General features: G+C 46.0%; 6 protein-coding genes. 3 read left to right on the top strand and 3 right to left on the bottom strand.

What is annotated here, in order from left to right:
• Positions 1 to 16: 16 nt before the first annotated feature.
• Genes rtxA through rtxH form a run of 3 tightly spaced genes read right to left on the bottom strand, consistent with a single transcriptional unit; the run spans position 17 to position 14,966 of the window.
• The gene (rtxA, locus tag ACE1SE_RS05860) at positions 17 to 14,092 is read right to left on the bottom strand and encodes an MARTX multifunctional-autoprocessing repeats-in-toxin holotoxin RtxA (protein WP_374053037.1); all 14,076 of its coding nucleotides are present in this window, start codon (positions 14,090 to 14,092) and stop codon (positions 17 to 19) included.
• A 27-nt stretch (positions 14,093 to 14,119) separates the two neighbouring features.
• Positions 14,120 to 14,581, bottom strand: a complete 462-nt coding sequence (rtxC, locus tag ACE1SE_RS05855) for an RTX toxin-activating lysine-acyltransferase RtxC (protein ID WP_374053036.1) — start codon at positions 14,579 to 14,581, stop codon at positions 14,120 to 14,122.
• A 34-nt stretch (positions 14,582 to 14,615) separates the two neighbouring features.
• Positions 14,616 to 14,966: a protein RtxH gene (rtxH, locus tag ACE1SE_RS05850; RefSeq protein WP_374053035.1), complete on the bottom strand. Its 351-nt coding sequence runs from the start codon at positions 14,964 to 14,966 to the stop codon at positions 14,616 to 14,618.
• Between the two features lie 541 nt (positions 14,967 to 15,507).
• Here rtxH and ACE1SE_RS05845 point away from each other — a divergent pair.
• From ACE1SE_RS05845 to ACE1SE_RS05835, 3 genes are read left to right on the top strand one after another with little or no spacing between them, the layout of a single operon-like run.
• Positions 15,508 to 17,625: a peptidase domain-containing ABC transporter gene (locus ACE1SE_RS05845; RefSeq protein ID WP_374053034.1), complete on the top strand. Its 2,118-nt coding sequence runs from the start codon at positions 15,508 to 15,510 to the stop codon at positions 17,623 to 17,625.
• A complete protein-coding gene (locus tag ACE1SE_RS05840) occupies positions 17,618 to 18,973 on the top strand; it encodes an HlyD family type I secretion periplasmic adaptor subunit (RefSeq protein ID WP_374053033.1) in 1,356 nt (451 codons plus the stop codon). The genes ACE1SE_RS05845 and ACE1SE_RS05840 overlap by 8 nt, the downstream gene beginning before the upstream one ends.
• Positions 18,974 to 18,975: 2 nt before the next feature.
• Positions 18,976 to 21,159 (top strand): type I secretion system permease/ATPase, encoded by a 2,184-nt coding sequence (locus tag ACE1SE_RS05835; RefSeq protein WP_374053032.1) that lies wholly within the window; start codon positions 18,976 to 18,978, stop codon positions 21,157 to 21,159.
• Positions 21,160 to 21,173 lie beyond the last annotated feature (14 nt).

Below are 21,173 nucleotides of genomic sequence, written 5' to 3'. Positions count from 1 at the left end.
CGAGTTAATAAAACGATCAGACTAGTTTGGATTTTCCATTAATGGTATCAGACCAGGCCGTCACAATGGTTGATTTCGATTTACTATCAAGCGAATCAATAAAACCGCTGTCTCCCATATTAGGCGCGAATCCACTCATGGCTTGCACCAGAGAATCTACCGCATTGGCAGAGAGTGCCGTATATTCATGCTCGCCCTGTGCATTTTTATCTCCCATTTGGGTGATAATATCCGCACGGTTACCATTGAAATAGTCGTTGAACGTTACAGAACCCATTGCCTCAAATTGCCCCTGTGCAGAGGTATCTTTAACATTACGCTGGGTCAACAGTACCAAATCGTAACCGCTGCGTTGGAACCACAGGTTTTGCCAATTGATATCGTTGAAAATAATCTTATCGCCTTGCTTAATATCTTCAACCACGTTATCAATCACATCACCGCTGACCACAAAGCTATTCACGCCAGCCCCCCCCTTGAAGCGGTTTTGGTATCCACCCAGTATCAGCAGATCATCACCATCACCGCCGTTAAGCTGGCTGAACTTAGATACCACATCGGCAATCAAGTGATCATTACCTGTACCACCATTGATTACAGCGTGATAACCCATCAGCTTGATAGCATTGCTGCCCGCATTACCCTCGATCCGGTTATAGTTACCGAATACCGTGGCAAAGTCGTTACCTGCGCCCAAATCCACTTGGTTGTTATTGCCAATGGTGACAACGTAATCCTGATCTTCTCCCGCATCAATGCGGTTAAAGTTGCCGGAGGCCAAGATATAGTCGCGTCCTTTACCGCCATCAATCACACCACCTTCACCAAAGGCAAAGACCTGATCATCACCACTTCCCATATAGGCGTAGTTAATCCGTCCAGCCAGTACCGCAACATCGTTGCCTGCACCGCCAAACATCATGTTTTCGCGCCCCATCATCACGCCCGTATCATTGCCTTCACCGCCTGCAAAGATATTCGAGGTACCTACGGAATAGAAGACATCATCACCACGGCCCCCCCAGAAGTTATTGTTTTCTCCCAGATAAGCACCGAGATCTTTACCGTCACCGCCCCAATTAAAGTTGTAGTTACCGGGGGAGATGTTGATATCACCATCGCCTTGCAGATGGCCGCTCTTTTTCAGGAAGTCGAAGGTAGTATCCTGCATATTCAGCAAGTCGGCTGTCAGGTTCTGTTTCAAATTAGTGACCAGCGATTTCATCTCAGCCTGTTTGTCCTGATTGAACAGCGTTGCAAACAGATTTGGCAGATTCAGGGAAGTCAACCCAAAGGCGCGATCTTTCTGTGCCTCTGCCGTCTCCGGCATTGATTCATCCCCTTTACTGATGTATACATGTCCTTCCTGACTTTCATCAGGTGCTTTTGCTTTCAGGCCATGGCTTTCAGCAAAAGATCTCACACCATCAACGCCCATATTCAAGCCAGCTTTCAGACTGTCGAGTAGTTTTTCTTGATCGGTGAAAATTTGCAGTTGATCACTACTGAATTCACCAATGATTTCCAGCATTTCACGCAGAATAGCAACACCATCAACAGGCTGGCCTGAACGGGAGACAATATCTCCTTTCAAGGTATAGTCCACGCCAAAGATATCCGCCAACGTAGTATCCGGGTTGACGCCTGCCAGATCCCCCAACAATTTGTTTTTGAGCTGACGTGGTAAGTCCGTTGGACTAAAGGTAAACGTGGTTTTTGCCATGCCCGTTGGGGTATATCCCTGTGTCATCAAACCAAACAGCGATCCCATGTTGGTATCCAGAATCGACTGGATATTGTCACCGAACATAAAGTTCCAGTTACCCGCCGTTACCTGAATATCAGCACCTTGTCCACCCACGGCAAAGTTGAAAGCCAGTTTTTCATTCGCTTGACGGAATTTATCCGCCCGACTGATTTTGCCCATTGCAGGCGTATTGCCATTTCCACTCAGCCATTGATTGTATTTCTTGTTCAGTGTGCTTTCGAGATCATTTTTCAGGCCACGGCTGCTACGTTCATTTTGCGAGTCGAGATCAGTCAAGGTCTTATAATCCACACGACTGGTCAAATCGAGACCGGACAGATCACTGACATATTTCTTCGCACTTTCCAATGTCCATTGCTGGTTTTGTGTCGCCAGCCCGTTCGGTGAATTAAACGATCCTGCAATGTTTTGCAGTACACCCGAAATACGTGCTGCACCATCAAATGGGTTAACCAACGGCGGTGTTGGAATGGATTTTTCCAGCATGACGATCAGATCGTTACTGCGTCCCATATTGAAACTAATGTTGCGGGTACCGACAAACAGTTGTGCCCCTTCCAGAGCCTGATAACCAGCAATATCAACACTGTGTTTGCTGTTACCCTCACCAATGTGAACCATCACATTGTTATCACCAAAGGCCATGGACTTAAAGCCGCCTGTACCGACTTTGATACCTACATTGGTCGTTCCCCAGTTAATGGCCGTAAACTCACCATCACCAGCCTGTACCTGAATATTGCCGGAGTAACTCAGTTGGTTATTTGATGATACTACCGCTGAATGGTTATCTGCCGTATCACGTTGTTTTGGCGCATGGAATGTCTCTGCATTGTCCGCAATAGCGCCTTGCGCTTTTGCAGTAACCTCAGTCTGACCCACGCGGGATAAGTTGATGTCATTTTCAGCGATACCACGGCGAACACGTTCAGAGTGACTTTCCAATTCACCTTTATCATTCCACCCCAACACGAGCTTATTATCCGTGAGTTTGTGCACCCATTGTTCCTGCGCATCTTTGGTGTATTTGCGGCCAATACTGTCTACCGCAACTTCACTGCTGCGCGCCGATACGGTGGTGCAGATACCCTGCTTATCCAGTGCCGAAATAAAGCGGTGAGCGAAACCATTGCGGTTATCATCGCCTATCAGCGAACAACCCACCAGACTGATATGGTCTGGTGTGCCAGCCTGTTTAAAATCCGTACTGAACTGTTTCAGTTTCAGGGCCAGTTCATCCGCACTGTAACCGCTCATGCCCGTATAATTTTGTGCTGCCTCTTCACGTCCATGCCCAACAATCTGCCAGCGTAATTTGCCGGATTGTAATTTATCGGACAAAACAGCCGGATCACCATACACCACGCGATATTGACCGTTGGCATCAAGCTGAACGATCAGGCTGGAATCTGGGTGCTTACCCGCCAGGTTCGCAGCGGCTTCCGCAACCACAGGATCATTTTCTGTCTGGATAATAATCTGACCAGCAAAACGGCTATCACTACTTTCAGGCTGTGGTTTGACCGCAATATCTTGCCAAGAGTTGACATCCTGGTTATTCACGTGAATATGGCTTTCCGGTGAGTTATCACTTAATGGTTTTTTCACACCATCAGCCATATCAATCCTTGTCGGTTTCTTGATTGGGGTATCATCGAATACCGGCAGTTCTAACATGTCTCGCATGGTGATTTTATCAGCCGCTCTTGGGCGATAAGTAGCCAAAGCCTCACCATCAATGACTGTTACACGCTCGAAAACGCTTTCTCCTGCTGCATTCTTCGGCAACCTGTAACTTTGTGCCATATTCAGATCAGATTCACCGAAGAAACGGGTCACGTAAGCACCAAACTTCTCCGCTGACGAAAATTCAACAATCCCCACGTTTGGATCATAGAAACCATAAACACGATCCTCACTATTCCCTTTGGCCCACGCCGCCATTGCATGGTTTGGACCATCCAGTTCAAGCAACACGGGTTTACCTTCTGTATTGCCAGCGGTAATTTTCTGGATAACGCCATCGACTGTCAGTGCCTTCGTGCCTTCCAGTTTCTCTTTCCACACTTTGATAAATGTGTCTACCATCGGGTTCTTGGCATGGAGCGCGGCTAAAGAGCCCAGCAGCTTATCCGCATTGGCGCGCTCAGTTGCAGAATACAGATCTGGATTGTTAAGCACGGCTGCCGCAGAATACATTTTTTCCAGCAATTGACGGGCAACACCATCCTGACCATCATTTTCAAGTTGTTTCGCAACCAGAACCAGTTTCGACAATGGGTCACAACGTCCGCCAAAACCATCATTTGACAGATTCAACAATAACAACTGTGGTGCCAGTTGTTCGCTTGCCTTAGTGTCAGTCATGCCCGTTGAAGCGACATCCCGGAACAAGCGATTGTATTTCTCAGCTCTTGGCTGGAAAGTGACTTTTAAGGCGCGGCTTTCAATTTCCCAGGCCAAAGCCCCTTTTTGTTCTGGACTCCAGTTACCTTTAACCAGCAAATCTACCAATTGCTTGATATTCATGTTTGGACGGAAGCCATCCACCACCTGCTCCGCATGACCCTGCTTATAGCCGGCTAAAAAATCCTCCGTTGTACGAATATCTTTCGGTTTCTTACCCGGGCTGGATGGCTGTGGTTTCAGTGCTTCGCCGTAACGTTTCAGGTCGCTCTTAATACCTTTGAGCACTTTTGATTCATCAGACTGAGGTTTCCCATCAAACGAATCAGTCGCACTCTGTCCTGCATTTGGTTGTTTGGTAATATTCTCCACCGATGCTTTGAGTGTGAATTTACCATTTTCCGAATTAGCAACGACTTTATCGATATTCGACTGCACAAGGTTAGCCGCCTGCCTGAAATTGTTACTTTCAACTTCAACCAGAACTTTCTCACCTTTCTTCGTTGTCACTTCTAACATCACGGCATCGTTACCGTAATCCACCACTCGTCCCGTGACATTTGAACCCAGCTTAAAGGCTTTCCCCTGCTCTTTCAGTGCACGCAATACGTACTGTTGTTCACCTGCACGCGCCTGTTTCCAAACGCCGTCATAATGGGTAATGGTGCCATCTTCAAACGTATTGTAGTTAACATAGAAACTTTGGTTTTCTTCTCTGCTGGCTGCATATTCATAACCCAACTTGGATTGATATCCCGTTAGTATTCCTTTATGGAAAGAGTTCATAAAGCGTTCAAAATCGCTATAATTATCAAACGACTTGATACCAAAGTTAGGATCGTAGAACGACCAAACGGTTTGATTTTCCCCTTTATGCACAACAACGGCCATTGCGTGATCTTCAGACATAAAGGACATATATGTCGTCTTATCCACATGACGTAGTTGCTCCATGACAGACTCATAGCCAGCAACATCATTACTCAACGAACGGTCGATTCTATCTCCCGTCAGTCCGTTGGCTTTTAGTTTGCCGCCATAAGCTTGATTGGCTTTCCTGCGGTTTACCAAACCAGACATATTTTGCGTTTGGCTATACTGCATTGACAGCAGATCTTGAATTGCCGGACCAATATTTTGTCGGCGATACTGATTAAGCAAAGAGGCTTCAATCGAATTGATATCACTCTTTTTATTTACACTATTGTCATTGTAGGCTTTGACCGCATCCGTCAGCCACGATAAATACGCTTTACCACCACTTACTCCATGTACTCGTTCTTCTATCAGGTAACGGCCAGACAAGGCAAAGCAGATACCTTCCAGAAATTCTTTTGACTCAACGTGATTCCCATTAGTCAGGAGTACATTGCCAATTTCCGGTACCAGTTTCTCTAGATTATTTAGCAGAGACTCTCCCTGCGTGAAATGGAATGAGTATTTATCCAACTCTTTTCCACCTGATTTCACATCAAACAGGGTGTAAACCATTTTTTCCAACAAGCCTGCCTTCACGCTACCATTTTCACGCTTAGGTTCGGAAAGTGTTGAGACAATCAGATCGGCGTATTGGCTTATCAACCCACTGTCTTCATGGCCATAGAAGGTCTGTTCACCCGATACCTGATAACCCGCCACAACCAACCTGGCACGCAGTTTTTCCCCTTCTTTGCCCAGTCCTTCATTATCGGTCAATAGCATGATTGGCGTCTGTTTCGAGATGCCTTGCAGATTTTTCTCCAACGAGAACTGACCATTAACAAATTTAGCCAATCCCGCCGTGATCCCCGCAGGGTTTGGTACTTCATGGGCGGTAATCGCTTTGGTCATGCTTGGCATTGGCCTGTCAAGCAACAAGCCCGAAACTGGCTGTCCGTTGCGCTCAGCATAACGGGCAAGATCCGCCGCTACGGCCCCACCCATGGAATAACCATGGATAATAATGTTCTCTGGCTTGATGCCACGGTCATTAACCAAATAGCTGAACATGGTACGGGCATCCTGATAAAGTCCTTTTTCGCTTGGATGACCATCACTGGAGCCGTAACCCCGCATGTTCACCGCCAGCATATCCACACCCTGTTTTTGGTAATGATTTTGGATAATGCTGGCTTGCTCTTCCGCAGATGAGCCGGAACCGTGAATGAAAAGTACAACTTTTTTCGCTGGACTGTGTTCACCCTGATCTTTTTGAGCTCCACTATGGTAATAACCCGTTAGACGTCCGGCTTTACCCTGTAGTGTGATCTTATCCGCTGCACCTTCGGCGACAGCCGCATCCAATATTATTTGGGTGTGATTATCGATGTTACGGCGATCTGCTCTGGAGCCATAAAGCTCATCGTTCAGGAAACGAGTCACTGGATTGAACGGTTCTCTGTCACGCGGTGGCGTATCATCATTATTAATGGCAACTTTTTCACCACTTCTCACCGTAAATTCCGTCAGTACCAACGATTCTTCCAGACGGACACTCACTTGTGACAACAAATTTTGCAGCGCAGGAACTCGTTTTGAATCTGGATGCCCCTTCAAATAACTTTCAACCTGGTGAAGCAGATCGGTTAATTTCTCTACTGCTTCAAAGTCATAATCCTTGCTGTCTTGCACAGTATTTTGGTAGTTACTGAGGGCATCTAACACATTCCGATAGCTGTCACCCAAGATCTTACCTTTAACGTAAGCGGCTTCCCGCAACTCACCTACAGACATCAAATCGGTTTTCGGTTTATAGCTCCAACCACCGTCGATTTTTTCCGCAATAATACGGGTACGACCATGATCGTGGGAAACAATGCGATCTTTCACCAGATGCAACTCATCAGGCAGTTGATCGTAATTGTTATAGTTGGCGAGAATAAAACGCTCAATAGATTTAATTTGAGCTGAATCTTCCGGGTTTGCCATAATAATAGTTTTGAAACTATCACTGTTATTCCCCGGCCACGGACGAACTTCAAAGCCTTTAGTATCAGATGCACGTACCAGCAAATTGCGTTCTGTACGCAATCCATAGAATGGCAGAGCCTGGCTCAGCAGGCTATCGATGGCACTGGTTTTGATATCCAGATCAACCAATGTATCCGGCCTATATTTGTCAGGATTCAGTGCCAGCAGCTTCTCCTGCTCTGCATAACTGAGTGAATCAAAACGTGCCTTTACAGAAACACCCGCTTCTGTCAATCTGCGGCCAATGGATTCAGGTGACATACCTTGATACTCTTTGGCCGCTTTATCCAGCAGGCGAATTTCCCCTACTAACCCTTCGCGCTGCAATTGACGCAATACAGGTAATTCAACATTCCAGAAGTAATTACCAAGACGCAATCCGCCTTCCGCAATGACATAGACATCATCACGTGATCCGGTTGCATAGAGGGAACTCCAGAATCCGGTATTGCTGTATGCCGAAGCGTTAATAACTGATTGCACGGCTTTCTGTTCCGCAATGTCAGAATCAAGGAATATGCCACCCCAACGCATCAGCGTTTTGTTCAGATCAATGGCAAAAGCGTTACCTTTTACATCAATATCGTAAACTACCTTCTTGCCATCAGTCTGTACTGCATCAAGAATTTCACGGTATTGCTTGAAGTTTCTGCCAGACCAAAATGAAACGATACTCTTATCGCCATGTACAGGTTCGAAGCTATAGCCATAGCTTTCCAGTCTTGAGACGAATTCGACGCGCTTATCCCAGTCGTAATCAATTGTGGCATCAACAAATAGTTTCGCTAGAGAAGTAATCTGCTCTTTCGGTACGCTATTTTCCGTAGCATTCAGGTAGCCTTCAACAAAGGTCACCATTTTCTGTCTGAGATCAGCCGGAATATCTGCATTAACACGGTTAAAGCCAGGGACAGGAATGTAGCTATCTGTTGCAGCGCCATTGTCACTATCCAGCCAGCGATAAACATCAGCTACTTTTTGTGCCCTTATTGCCGTCGCAGACACTTTTGATGTATCAGTGGATTCTGGCTGAGTCAATGCTTCACCCAGTGCTTGCAACCCACTGAGATCCAGTCCCAAAATTTTCGGTGTGTCTCTTACCCATTCAACCACAGTATTAGTGGACTGGCTAACAAGCGGATTGGCCGATGTTTCTCCCTGCATTGATGTCAAGATAGAACCGCCAGACGCTTTTTTAGCCCGTATTCCTGCGTTGATTTGCAAGCGATTCAAAGCTTCTTTGGCATCGCTCAGTTCACCCAGATCTTCATCCAGATGGTATAATTCTTCACTGAACCCACCATTAGCCTGAATAATCGATTCAGGATGGATGTGACTCTTGGATTTTTCTAATTTTTCAATATCTTCAGAGTAGTGGGGTTCATAAGCAGTACCTGACAGACCACTGCCTTTTGCGCCGGTACGGGTCGGCTGATAGTTACCATCCAGTTTCGAACCCTTGGCATCATTTTGTACTTGCGCAGTTTTACTGTCTGCCACGGAGACTTCATGCTGACCACGCTGTTTTGCTTGCTGCACAGCTACATTGCCATCATGTTCTGCCTGTCTGGCTCTTAGCTCACGGTCAAGGGCTTCCTTCTCCCTGTTTTTGGCTTGGAGAAACGCTTCTTCAACATCCAGTTCAGCATGTTGATGGTCTTGATCAGCTTTAAGTACACCTGCTTCTGATTTGGCAACAGCATCTTTGATGTCACCCAGGCGTCCAGCCGCTGCTTTTTGTGAATTATCCAGTTGGTTTTGCGCAATTTTGCTAGCGTTGTTCAATTCGGATTGAATACGCTGCCGCAAGCCAACAGCAAACTGATCACGCCATTGTTGGCCTGATTCTCCCTGATAGGCAGCATGGGTTTCCAGCGCTTCCAGATCCTTGACTTTCACCATAAGCTCATCTGTTACTGCCTGAGCTTCGCCCTTGATCGCATCACGCTGCGTCTGACCATTAGCGCTCAGAATATCCAGATCAGTGGCTTCCAGTTGTGCCTGAGTGCCAGCAATCGCGGCCAGTTGTTTATCTTTTTCCTGAGCCAAACGCTGGCGACCAACTTCTGCTTTTTCCTTGTCCTGCAAGGCATTTTGTGCTGCTTTATCCTGTTTTACATAGTCAGCAACACCACTGTTTGCTGTTTCATAGGTTGCAACTACGTTATCCAGAACATAACCCAAGCCGTCATTTAAGCCGATTCCAGAAAATTCCAGTCGGTTACTGCCTGCCTTGGCGGTTAAGGTCAGCGCCTTGTTTTGCCACTCACTGTTACCATTAGCAGCCGCAAAAACAACCTCGCCATTCCACCACACTTCCAGCCCATTATCCGCAGAGCTGCCAACACGTCTTGCAAAATCGAACTTAACGGTGATTTCTTCACCCGCCGTCAAATTCTGAATATCCTGATAAAGATGCGTGTTACCGCTGACATCAAGTTCACTGACACGCTCACCATGCCCTTCAGTGCTGAGACCATATGACTTGGCTGAATAGCTGGCTTCAATACCATTGGTATATTTCCACCCTGTCTCACCTTGTTCAAAGTCGCCATTAACAATCAGATTGCGTGGCTGATTTGGATTCAGGCGTTTTTCATTGCCAAGTGTATTTTCGATTCCGGCCAGATCCGGGGTATCAACGCCTGTCACAGAACCTTTCAGATCTTTCGCCAAATCAGAAGTGATTTCATCAAGTTCTGTCAGTTTGAAACCATTTAGGGAAGAAACTTCCGGCAGCTCAATAGCACCGCGTCCTTTATGGGTTCCCGATGTATTAGCTTCATCACCATTTACCAGATAATTGATGCCCTGACTGCCCGCGCTACCAAGTACTGTCTGTTTGATATTGTCAAACAGCGCATCCAGTTTATTGCTCTGGGTATTGCTTTCCGCTACCGCAAGGCTATAGAAATCACCATTACCCACCTGAATCGCCACGTTGTTACGAGCATAAGAGGCGTTGATGTTCAGGCCATCACCCACATGGATATTGGCATTGCCCTTGCCTTTCATGACTGAAACATTCAGGCCGTCCCCCACACGAGTATTGACGTTGAATTTACCCCAAGCCACATTGACAGAAACACCATCACCGACTTTGGTATTGATATTCAGGTCGCCATGAGCCGCAGTCACGCTAAGACCATGACCCACCGTGGTCGTGATATTGCCCTTACCTTTGGCGGCTGTCACTTGCATGCCATCACCTACTTTGGTGACGACATTGCCCTGGCTCCATAATGCGTTGAAACTATCGCCATCACCAATCTGAGTCACGATATTGGCTTCGCCCTTGGTGAGCACAACGTTGCGACCATCACCGACTTTGGTAATTATGTTGGCCTTACCCCAGGCACCGGTATAGTTATCACCATCGCCAACATGGGTTAAAATATTGGCTTGCCCCTGAACAACACTAACTTCCTGACCATCGCCAACTTTGGTAATGATATTCGCGTTACCTTTGGCGAGGTTATAACGATCACCATCACCAACATGGGTTATGATATTGGCTTTGCCCCAGGCGGCATTGATGCCCAATCCATCACCAACTTTGGTGATAATGTTGCCTTCACCTTTCGCAAACCCGACCGTCGTGCCGTCACCAACATGGGTCATGATATTGCCGACTTTTGAAATCAACAGGCCAACCGCGGTTCCATCACCCACTTTGGTCAGAATATTGCCTTTGCCCGCTAACAAGGCTGCCGTGGTGCTATTGCCTTCATTATTAACATGGGTCACCACGTTAGCTTCGGAAGCTGCCACAACACCCATGAAATCATTGCCAATTTTTGTCACGATATTGGCTTTACCTAATGCCAATACACCGGTCAAGCCATCACCGACATGGGTCATAATATTGGCTTCGCCAAACATAGCTGACAATGTTGTGCCATCACCCACTTTCGTCATGATGTTGGCTTTACCTGCAAACAAACCAAGACTGGTACCATTTCCGACATGGGTATAAATGTTAGCTTCACCCACCATCAATGCCGCTGTCAGATCATCACCCACTTTGGTCAACACGTTTGCACCGCCAATCATGGCCGCGAAAGTGGAACCATCACCAATCTGGGTAAAGACATTACCTTTGCCAATCATGGCAGACAGCGCATCACCATCGCCGACTTTGGTCGCAATATTGCCTTTGGCAATCATCAGGGCAACGCTCATGCCATCGCCAATATGCGTGTAGACGTTACCCAATGCCAGCATCAGTGCCAGTGCGTCACCATTGCCAACTTTGGTGAAAATATTGCCCTTACCCCCCATCAGCGCCCAGGCATTTCCTTCACCTACATGGGTGAAAATATTGCCGGCACCAATCATAGCCGCAATGGTTGTGCCATCACCCACTTTGGTGAAGATATTACCTAATGCCCCCATAACCCCTAACGTTTGCCCATCACCAACATGGGTCAAAACGTTACCCAGACCTAACATGATGCCTGTCGTATCACCATTACCGACTTTAGTCAGGATATTCGCGCCACCCAGCATAATACCGGTGGTTTTGCCATCACCAATATGGGTAAGGACATTGCCACCACCGCCCATGAGAGCCTGTACAACACCCTTACCCTTTTTAGTCAGGATGTTGGCACCACCCAGCGCAATGGCTGATGTATTTGAAGAGCCAGAATAAGAAGCATCATTATTGTCAATATGGGTAATTATATTGGCTCCGCCAAACATGGCTGACTGCAAATCACCTTCACCCACTTTGGTCAGAACATTGGCACCACCAACCAGTATTGATGAAACGTCACCGTTCCCCATTTGGGTCAGGGCATTAGCACCACCAACGCCAGTCCAGAAAGCATTACCATGACCGATTTGGGTATGGGTATTAAAACCACCACCCATTGAGATACGGCTATTGCCATTGCCTTTATGAATAGAGATATTGCCAACAGCCAGAAGGTGAGCAAGGTAGCGGCCATCCCCAACGCGAACCAATACGTTTGCTGCCCCACCCGCATTGACCTTCATATCACCGTGCTGGCTTTGGTGCAGCAATACGTTGGCAATGCCGGCACCATTGAAATTCAGGTTACCTTCTTTGCCTTTTTTGATGATGACGTTTGCACCACCACCACCATCGAATTCTGTGTTACCAAACTCAGAGCTATGTTCAATCACATTCGCAATGCCTGCACCTTTAAAGCTGACATTGCCACGGGTAACGTTGGATTTAATGATATTGCCACCCCCCGCACCGGCATAATGAATATCACCAGAACTGTCACCATAGCCAGTTGCCGATTTGAATAGCTCAAGATCGCGATATTCATGCATATCAGGCACACGGCTGGACGTTGTGCGCACAGCATTAACACTGTAATGAAGATCACTCAGCGAGTAGCTGCCGGTTCCCATATAATGGTAACCATTGGCGGGGGAGATATTTTCATTCGCCAAATTTGCTGTATGGTAGCCTTCTTTATATAAGGGACGAGCAAGATATTGCAGCATGCCTGTTTTTGGATCGTTCCTTAGCTCAACCACCACAACCTTGGTATGTTTGCCAAGTTGCTTACCATAAATATAGGTGTTTGGCATCCGATTGGATTTGACGGCTTTTACATCAACGGTGGTGCCATCGCTGTAAATGGCATATCCCCCCATTTTGGCATCAGATAAGGTGATATCTGCTGCGTCTATCTGGACACCATTGCCATAATTCACCCATTGGTTTTCCGTCAGTTTTTTCTCAACCGCATAAACCGTTACCTGTTTCCGCTGCTCAACGGTCAGGTTTGACAACGTGTATGCACCATCTTCACCAACTGAATTAAAGCCACTTTGCGTCGAGATATCTTGTTTTTCCAGTCCTTTAAGATGCTTTCCTTCTTTATACCAGGCAGTCGAAACGTATCTCAGCTTGCCCGTTTCAGGATCATTACGGAGCTGAACCTTGTTGATTTTAGTGTAAGTACCATCTTCAAACGCAAACAGGTAAGTATTCGGCTCTCGCGTCGATTTAAACCCTGTCACCTGATGGGTGTTGCCAATCCACGTACCGCTCATAGTAGCATTGGTCAGCACAACCTCTTCGGCCTTGGCATATTCCACCCCTTCGCTGCCGAAGTCATTGGCGGTGCCCTTGCGGGTAATCTCGTTATAGCCACCCGCACCCGTGAAAGAGATGTTACCGTGCGCAACATCAGAATAGAGGCTGTTATAACCGCCTGCGCCTTCAAACTGGATATCACCTCTGGTTTCAGAATAAAGGTCATCCGCCTGGCGTATACGCTCAATACGGTTATAAGCCCCCGCACCGTTCAGCGTAATATTGCCAGCCTTACCCTTACGGGAGATATGGTTATATGCTCCACCTCCCGTAAAATCAATATTCCCCGTCTCAACTCTGGAGCTAATGACGTTCGCAGCACCCACTCCTTTAAAGGTCACATTGCCCTGAGAATCCTGATACTTGTCAAACCAAGTACGATCGACCACATTGCCAGCACCGGCACCATTAAAAGACAGATTGCCCTGATTGGTTTCATGCCAGAGAGCATTGTATCCGCCAGCGCCATCGAAACGGATACTTCCTTTTAATCCTTTACGGATCAATCTGTTATAAGCCGCCCCGCCCGCGTATGTGATATCGCCATAATTGCCGGTGTGTGTTATCGATACACCACCTGCCACACCGGTAAATTTGATACTACCGTTGGCTGTTTTATCAATGTCTGCGTAGCCCGCTCCCCCTTTGACGGTCAGATTTCCGGTGGTGTCATTGACTTTAAGATAAGCCGCTCCGGCTTCAACGACATCGTGCCCAGTTCCTGTATAAACTGTGGCACCGAACGCCCCTAACGTAATATGGTCATCACCGCCATAAGCATAGATATTACCGCCAAATCCAATGGCTACGATGTTATTATCATCATCATCGGCGAAGTAATTCCCTGTGAAAGCGAATTCAACACTTCTCCATACTGACTTTCCCATAAAATAATCCTGATATTGGGTAAAAAATTAAACAGTGAACCACTGTACCCGACGGATACAGCGGTTATCTGGAACATCCAGAGTTCCCCTGACTGTGCAGGCTTTTTGCCCTTTCCATGCAGAAAAGACACGCCGACGCAGATCGCAGGCAATGTCACGCGCATGTCCGAAAGGCGCAATCATTTCTGGAAAAAAGATATGCTGGCCGGAACGCCAATCTTCCCGCACAATTTCCCGCTCACCGGAAAGAATTGCATCCCGACTGCTGTCAGACAAAAAAGCCCAATTACAAAAAGCAACTGGGCGTTGATGTTCATCTTCGTAATAGCAAAACTGATTAAGCTGGAATGATGGCAAGATACGTTGTTGCCATTCAGCAACTAAATAACGTCGGTGCAAGGGGGAGTGCTGACAAAGCAACATCACCCCACCAATCATTGCCTGTATTTCATTCGTACTCAGTGTTGCCGGTTGATGTGTAATCATCATAGGTTAGCAACTACCTGATAGAATTTTGCTGATACTATTTTGCTGTTTCAGAATTACGTGTTGAACGTTTTTTAGGTTCAGCGGCTTCTGCTTCTGCAGGTTTTTCGCTCTCATTGATCTCAGGCACAGGTAAAAATCCAGCGGTAATCAGTTTATTGATTTCGGCTTCCATTCTTGGATCTTCAAGCATACTTTTGACCATGGAAACCATATACATAAAACCAGAAGCAGGCATATGGATCACTTGTTTTAATTGTAATTCCTGATCATTTTCCGCCAGCATACCATTCGCCATTTGGTTCGGTTCCTGACCTACAAAATAGAGAGAGAATACGCCTTTGTTATAATTAACGCTTGAGATGGTTTGAACAAATTTTTCAGACATAGCATTATCCATTAAATAAATATTAATTTAATGTTAAAACCACATTAAATTAAAATGATTAAATCATAAATGAATCCATATGCACTATGGTTTCATTTATGATTAAACCTGATTGCTACGGTTATCTGAGTAAGACAAAGTAAGTTATATTTCCCTTATTTTTCAATAGCTATTATCTTAAAATGACTCTCTTTTTGAAATAACTATCCAAAATACAAAATAGCAAGTAAAGTATAAGCCAACTTAAGTATGTTCTATCATCCAGATGGTATACTGATAATGAGTTACCAATCAGGGTTTACCGATAACGTTGGATAAAGATATATCTATTTATTGGCTAAGATCAACATATAAATAATAAAATGTCTGTTTAGGCTCTACATTTTGTCCCAATTACCGACATTCACAGGCTCTTTGATAGCAGATAATATCTTTCAAGAGACTTTGTTAAGATTATTTTATAAATATAACACTTTATTATTTTTTAGGTTATCTCTTTACACCAAGAATGTGATTTTTTATTTAAAATAGATTTAATTTAATGAATGAAATAGAAAAAACAATAATATCATTAATAAATTTAATAATAATGATATCTAACAGGGATCATATAACCACATTAAATGAAAACTTAAATGATGGTGATGATTATATTTCTACTCTAAACAAGCTGCAAAAAGAATGTAATGTTAGTATTAAAAGCAAATATTCAAGAAATAAGAAGTCAGACAACATATCACTGCCTGCCATTTTGTTTAGCAATGATGGGCAACCCTTTATTCTGGCAAAATATGATGAGCAGCGGGTATTAATCCAAAAACCCCACCAAGAAACGTCTGAGATATTAGGTAAAGAAGAATTTATCAATCTATGGAGTGGCAGGTGGATAAAAATAAAACAAAAAAGCAACCAATTTAATATTCGCTGGTTTATTCCTGAATTTGTCAGGCAAAAGAAGAACCTTACGGAGATCCTCCTGTTTTCCTTTGTTCTGCAAATCCTGGCACTTATCTCTCCTCTGGTCGTGCAAGTTGTCATGGACAAGGTTCTTGTACATCAGGCGCTTTCCACATTGGATGTGCTGATTTTTGGACTGGTGGTGGCTGGATTGATTGAAATTATTCTACGGGGATTACGTGAATACCAGTATGCCCATACCGCCAACCGGATTGATATAAAACTTGGCCTGAAACTGGTTAAGCACCTGTTTGGCCTGCCATTACTCTTTTTTAAATCCCGTCAAGTAGGCGCAATTGTCACACGAGTACGGGAGCTGGAAACGGTTCGGGAGTTTTTAACCGGCTCCATGTTCACCTTGTGTATCGACGTTTTGTTCATGTTCGTATTTATTTATGTCATGAGCCTGTTGTCCGGTATGTTGACCCTGATTTTCCTGCTTACCCTACCCTGCTATGCCCTGCTGGCCTGGTGGGTAACACCGAAAATTGAAAAAGCGGTGGAAAAACAGTTCACTCATGCCGCAATGAATACCTCTTTTCTGACTGAAACCGTTGCAGGTGCCGAGACACTAAAAAGCCTCGCCGCAGAACCCCGCTTTATTCGCCGCTGGGATAGTCAGACTGAAAAGATGGTCAGCACCAGTTATGATGTACAGCAATGGGATAATCGTTCCGGTCATCTGGTGATGGTGCTACAAAAAGTTACCAGTGCTGTTATTATCTGGCTGGGCGCTTCGGAAGTGCTTTCCCTGCACATGACCATTGGCCAATTGATCGCCTTCAATATGATGGTAAGCCACACCCAACAACCCCTGGCCAAGTTGGTGCAACTCTGGGGGCAATTTATCCGTTCACGCATTGCCATTGATAAACTAGGAGATATGCTGAATCTGCCAACAGAGCAGCAATCAGGCAATGAACCGGTTACCTTGCACGGGGCAATCTCATTCTCTGGCATCGTTTTTCGCTATCAACCCGATCTCCCCCCCACTATCAACCATTTCACTCTGAATATTCGGGCGGGGGAAACTGTAGGCGTTGTCGGAACCTCTGGCTCTGGAAAAAGCACCCTTGCACGTTTGCTGTTACGGCTTTATACCCCAGAAAGTGGAACTATCATGCTGGATGGCACCCCCTTGCAAAACTTCAATATTGAATCCATCAGGCAGCAGATTGGCATCGTCCTGCAAGAAAACTTTCTATTTAATAAAACAGTGTATGAGAATTTATCCCAATCTTGCCCTGATGCCCCGTTATCTGCGGTCATCGAAGCAGCAAAGCTGGCAGGAGCACACGATTTTATTCTTAAATTACCGATGGGGTATGACACGGTGATCGCCGAAGGAGGGCAATCGCTATCAGGCGGTCAGCGACAGCGTCTCGCCATTGCCAGAACCCTGCTGTCAGGTCCCAAGATCCTGATCCTTGATGAAGCCACCAGTGCATTGGATGATGAATCACAAGCCATCATTCAATCTAACATGGCTGAGATTGCCCAAAGCAGAACGGTCATTACCATTGCACATCGGCTCTCCACGGTACGCCAATGTGACCGGATCATTGTGTTACATCAGGGCCAAATCATCGAACAAGGTAGCCATGAACAGCTTCTGCAACAAGGCAAACACTATCGGAAACTTTGGCAGTTACAACAAGAACTAAAACAGGAAACAACACAGGAGGAGCCTGCCCATGTTTAAGGCTATCTTGCGCAGAGGGATCAAACCGTTACGTACTGCCAGCTCGCATTATGATTTTTTACCGACCCATTTGGCATTGTCACAACGCCCTCCTTCCCCGTTCGCCCGTTATACGGCAATCACCCTAAGCATTAGTGTTCTGGTTGCTCTGCTATGGGCTTGTCTGGGAAAACTGGATGTACAGGCAACCGCAACCGGACGCCTGATAGCGTCTGGCCGTTCCCAAATCATTCAGGCTTACGAACAGAGCCGCCTGATTGCCATTCATGTCCAAAATGGCCAGCACGTTGAGAAAGGTACGCCACTGCTGGCTCTCAATACGCTGGGCGTCAATCAGGATATTGCCCGTTTAAGTGAGCAACGCGATTATCTGCTGGAAGAGGAAATTCGTTACCAGGCCCTGCTTGAAAAACACGACCCAAAATCCCTGCCGCTTTTCCAGCAGCAACCCGCAGATAAACAGGAAAGAATTCTGGCGCATTATGCTCACGAAAAGCAGGAATTTGAATCAATCATTACCAGTCTCCACGCGGAAATGGAAGAAAACCTGACTTCCCAACAAGCACGGAATAGTGATATACGGTCATTGACCAATCTGCGTGAAAATATCAACCAGCGTTTACAGGCCAGAAAAACATTGAGCCAAAAACAGGTCATCAGCAGGGTGGAATATCTGGAGCAAGAAAAGGAGTTTCTGGAAACAGAAAGGCTGATTGTTCAACAAAAATCGGAACTCGGTATTCTGATGTCCAAGTACAAGAGCCTGGAAGAACGCTTAAAGGGCATCAAAATAACCAAAGAGCGGGAATGGTTTGAGAAAAGAAAACAGGCAGAAATTCAGTTAGCGTCAACACAACAAGAAATTTCGAAAATGCAAGAACGGGAAGAACTTGAGGTTGTACGATCTCCTGTCACGGGTACAGTTCAACAATTAACTGTTCATACCCTCGGCGCTGTTTTGCAACCTGCACAGAATCTGATGGTGATTGTTCCTGATGAACATGTACAACTTGCTGAAATCCAGATCCTGAACAAAGATGTCGGTTTTGTCCGGCCTGGACAGCACGTTACCGTCAAAGTCGATGCTTTCCCCTATACCCGCTATGGCACCATTGAGGGAGAGCTACTTAGCATTTCACGGGATTCCACCACTGATGAACGGTTAGGTCTGGTTTTTCCCGCACAAATTAGCCTCAAACAGAACAACATTATGGTAGATGGTAAACCGGTTGAAATCACGGCGGGTATGTCTATCGTTGCGGAGATCAAAACCGATCAGCGAAGAGTCATTGATTATCTGCTCAGCCCAATCCAGGAATATCAATCTGAAGCGTTGAGGGAAAAATAATCATGGCTGATACTTTTTCCTTCACCTGTAGCACAGATACAGACCAAAAACCCGACAACACAATCGATACAAATGCAAACAATTATGCACTGGATTGTATCGCCCATTTAGGGAAACAGTTCCACAAGGTAGCTTCTGTTGGGCAATTACACCATATTCTGGGTGTAGACTCTCTTGCACTGACAGATCCACAGCTACGTGAAGCTGCGGATGCCATTGGGTTACACAGCAAATTTGAACGCCTGACTCCTGATACCGCCGCTACATTACCTTTACCTGCATTGGTTGAATTGGATCAACGCTGGTGGGTATTGTCAGAAATCCGTCCTGACACATTTACGCTGTTCGATCCTGCCACAGAAAAATATGAAGTGCGTGCATTATTGCACAATGAACAAACAAGTGGCAGCCAATCTAACGAATACAAAGTGCTGCTGGTGGCGGATAAAACTCTGACCAAGCAGCAGGTTAAATTTGGTTTAAGCTGGTTTTATCCCTCCATTTTCAGGCAGAAAAACCAGTTACGGGACATTTTCCTGTATGCCATCGTGTTGCAACTTTTTGCCCTGGCGGCTCCCTTGCTATTTGAAAATGTCATTGACAAGGTACTGGTTGGGCGGAGTATTTCCAGCCTGCATGTATTGGGCATGGCGATGCTGGCACTGGCATTAGCAGAGCCCCTGTATGGGTTCCTGCGCAATACCGTGTTTGGGCATACGGCCAGTCAAATCAATGCGGAACTCTCCGGTAAGCTGTATCGCCATCTTGTAGGATTGCCCTTGCCCTATTTCAAACAACGGCAGACCGGGCAAATTATTGCCAGAGTCAGGGAAATGGCGCAGATCCGCCAGTTTTTGACCGGATCTACCCTTATGCTGTTGCTTGACTTAATTTTCATCATTCTGTTTTTGGGTGTGATGTTTCATTACTCCTCTCTGCTGACATGGCTCGTAATCAGTTCACTGGTTCTCTATTTTTTGCTATGGATCGCCGTCGGTCCCATTATTCGGCGCAAGGTAGAAAAAGAGTATGAAGCCGATGCCAATGCTACCAGCTTCCTGACAGAAGCCGTCACGGGAATTGAAACCATTAAGACCACCGCGACAGAAAAGCGTTTTTTGTACCAATGGCAAAAGATATTAAGCGAGCAATTAATCCAGCGCTTTACAGCCCAAAAAAGCGGACTGGCTGCGGGACAAGGGATTGAGCTGATCCAAAAAGTGGTTGCCGCCCTACTTTTGTGGTGGGGAGTCCGAGGTGTGCTTGATGGAGAGTTATCCCCTGGTGAATTAATTGCTTTTAATATGCTGGCGGGGCATGTTACCCAACCTATCCTAAGATTGGCTCAAGTTTGGCAAGATTTTCAACATACCCTGATTGCCCTACGGCGGGTGGGTGATATTCTTGATGAACCGATGGAAAGTAGTAAACAAGGGCTGGCATCAGCACCTGAACTTGCAGGCCAGATTGAATTCCGTAATATACGCTTCCGCTATCATGCAGATACGCCAGAAGTGCTGGTAAATTTGTCACTGGAAATTAAGGCCGGAGAATTTATTGGCATTACAGGACCATCAGGTTCCGGCAAAAGTACATTAACCCGCCTGTTACAGCGACTATATGTGCCACAACACGGTCAGGTTTTGGTGGATGGCATGGATTTAGCGATTGCCGACCCAGTGTCACTGCGCCGTAATATGAGCGTGGTCTTGCAGGAGAGCATCCTGTTTTCCGGCAGCATTGCGGACAATATCCGCCTGTGTAAGCCCAATGCCAGCGATGAGGAAGTCTATCGGGCTGCCACCTTAGCGGGCGCGGTTGATTTCATCAATGCATTTCCCCATAAATTTGCCCATCCGGTTGGCGAAAAAGGAGGCAATCTTTCTGGCGGACAACGGCAACGTATCGCATTGGCAAGAGCATTGCTCAATGATCCCAAGATCTTGATCCTTGATGAAGCTACTTCCGCACTGGATTATGAATCCGAAGCTGCCATCATGAGTAATATGGCTGAAATATGCCGAAACCGAACTGTAATCAGCATTGCTCATCGGCTGAATACTATTCGCCATGCTGATAAGATTTTCGTTTTAGATTTGGGCAAAATCGCTCAGTCAGGTTCACATGATGCCCTGATACAACAAGATGGTTTATATGCACAACTTTGGCATCAACAAACGAAGTGATGGCTAAAAAAGAA

The sequence above is a fragment of the Xenorhabdus taiwanensis genome, assembly GCF_036512875.1.
Classification (GTDB): Bacteria; Pseudomonadota; Gammaproteobacteria; order Enterobacterales; family Enterobacteriaceae; genus Xenorhabdus; species Xenorhabdus taiwanensis.
The sequence above is the reverse complement of the archived record's forward strand: the minus strand, read 5'-3'. Positions and strand labels throughout refer to the sequence as shown.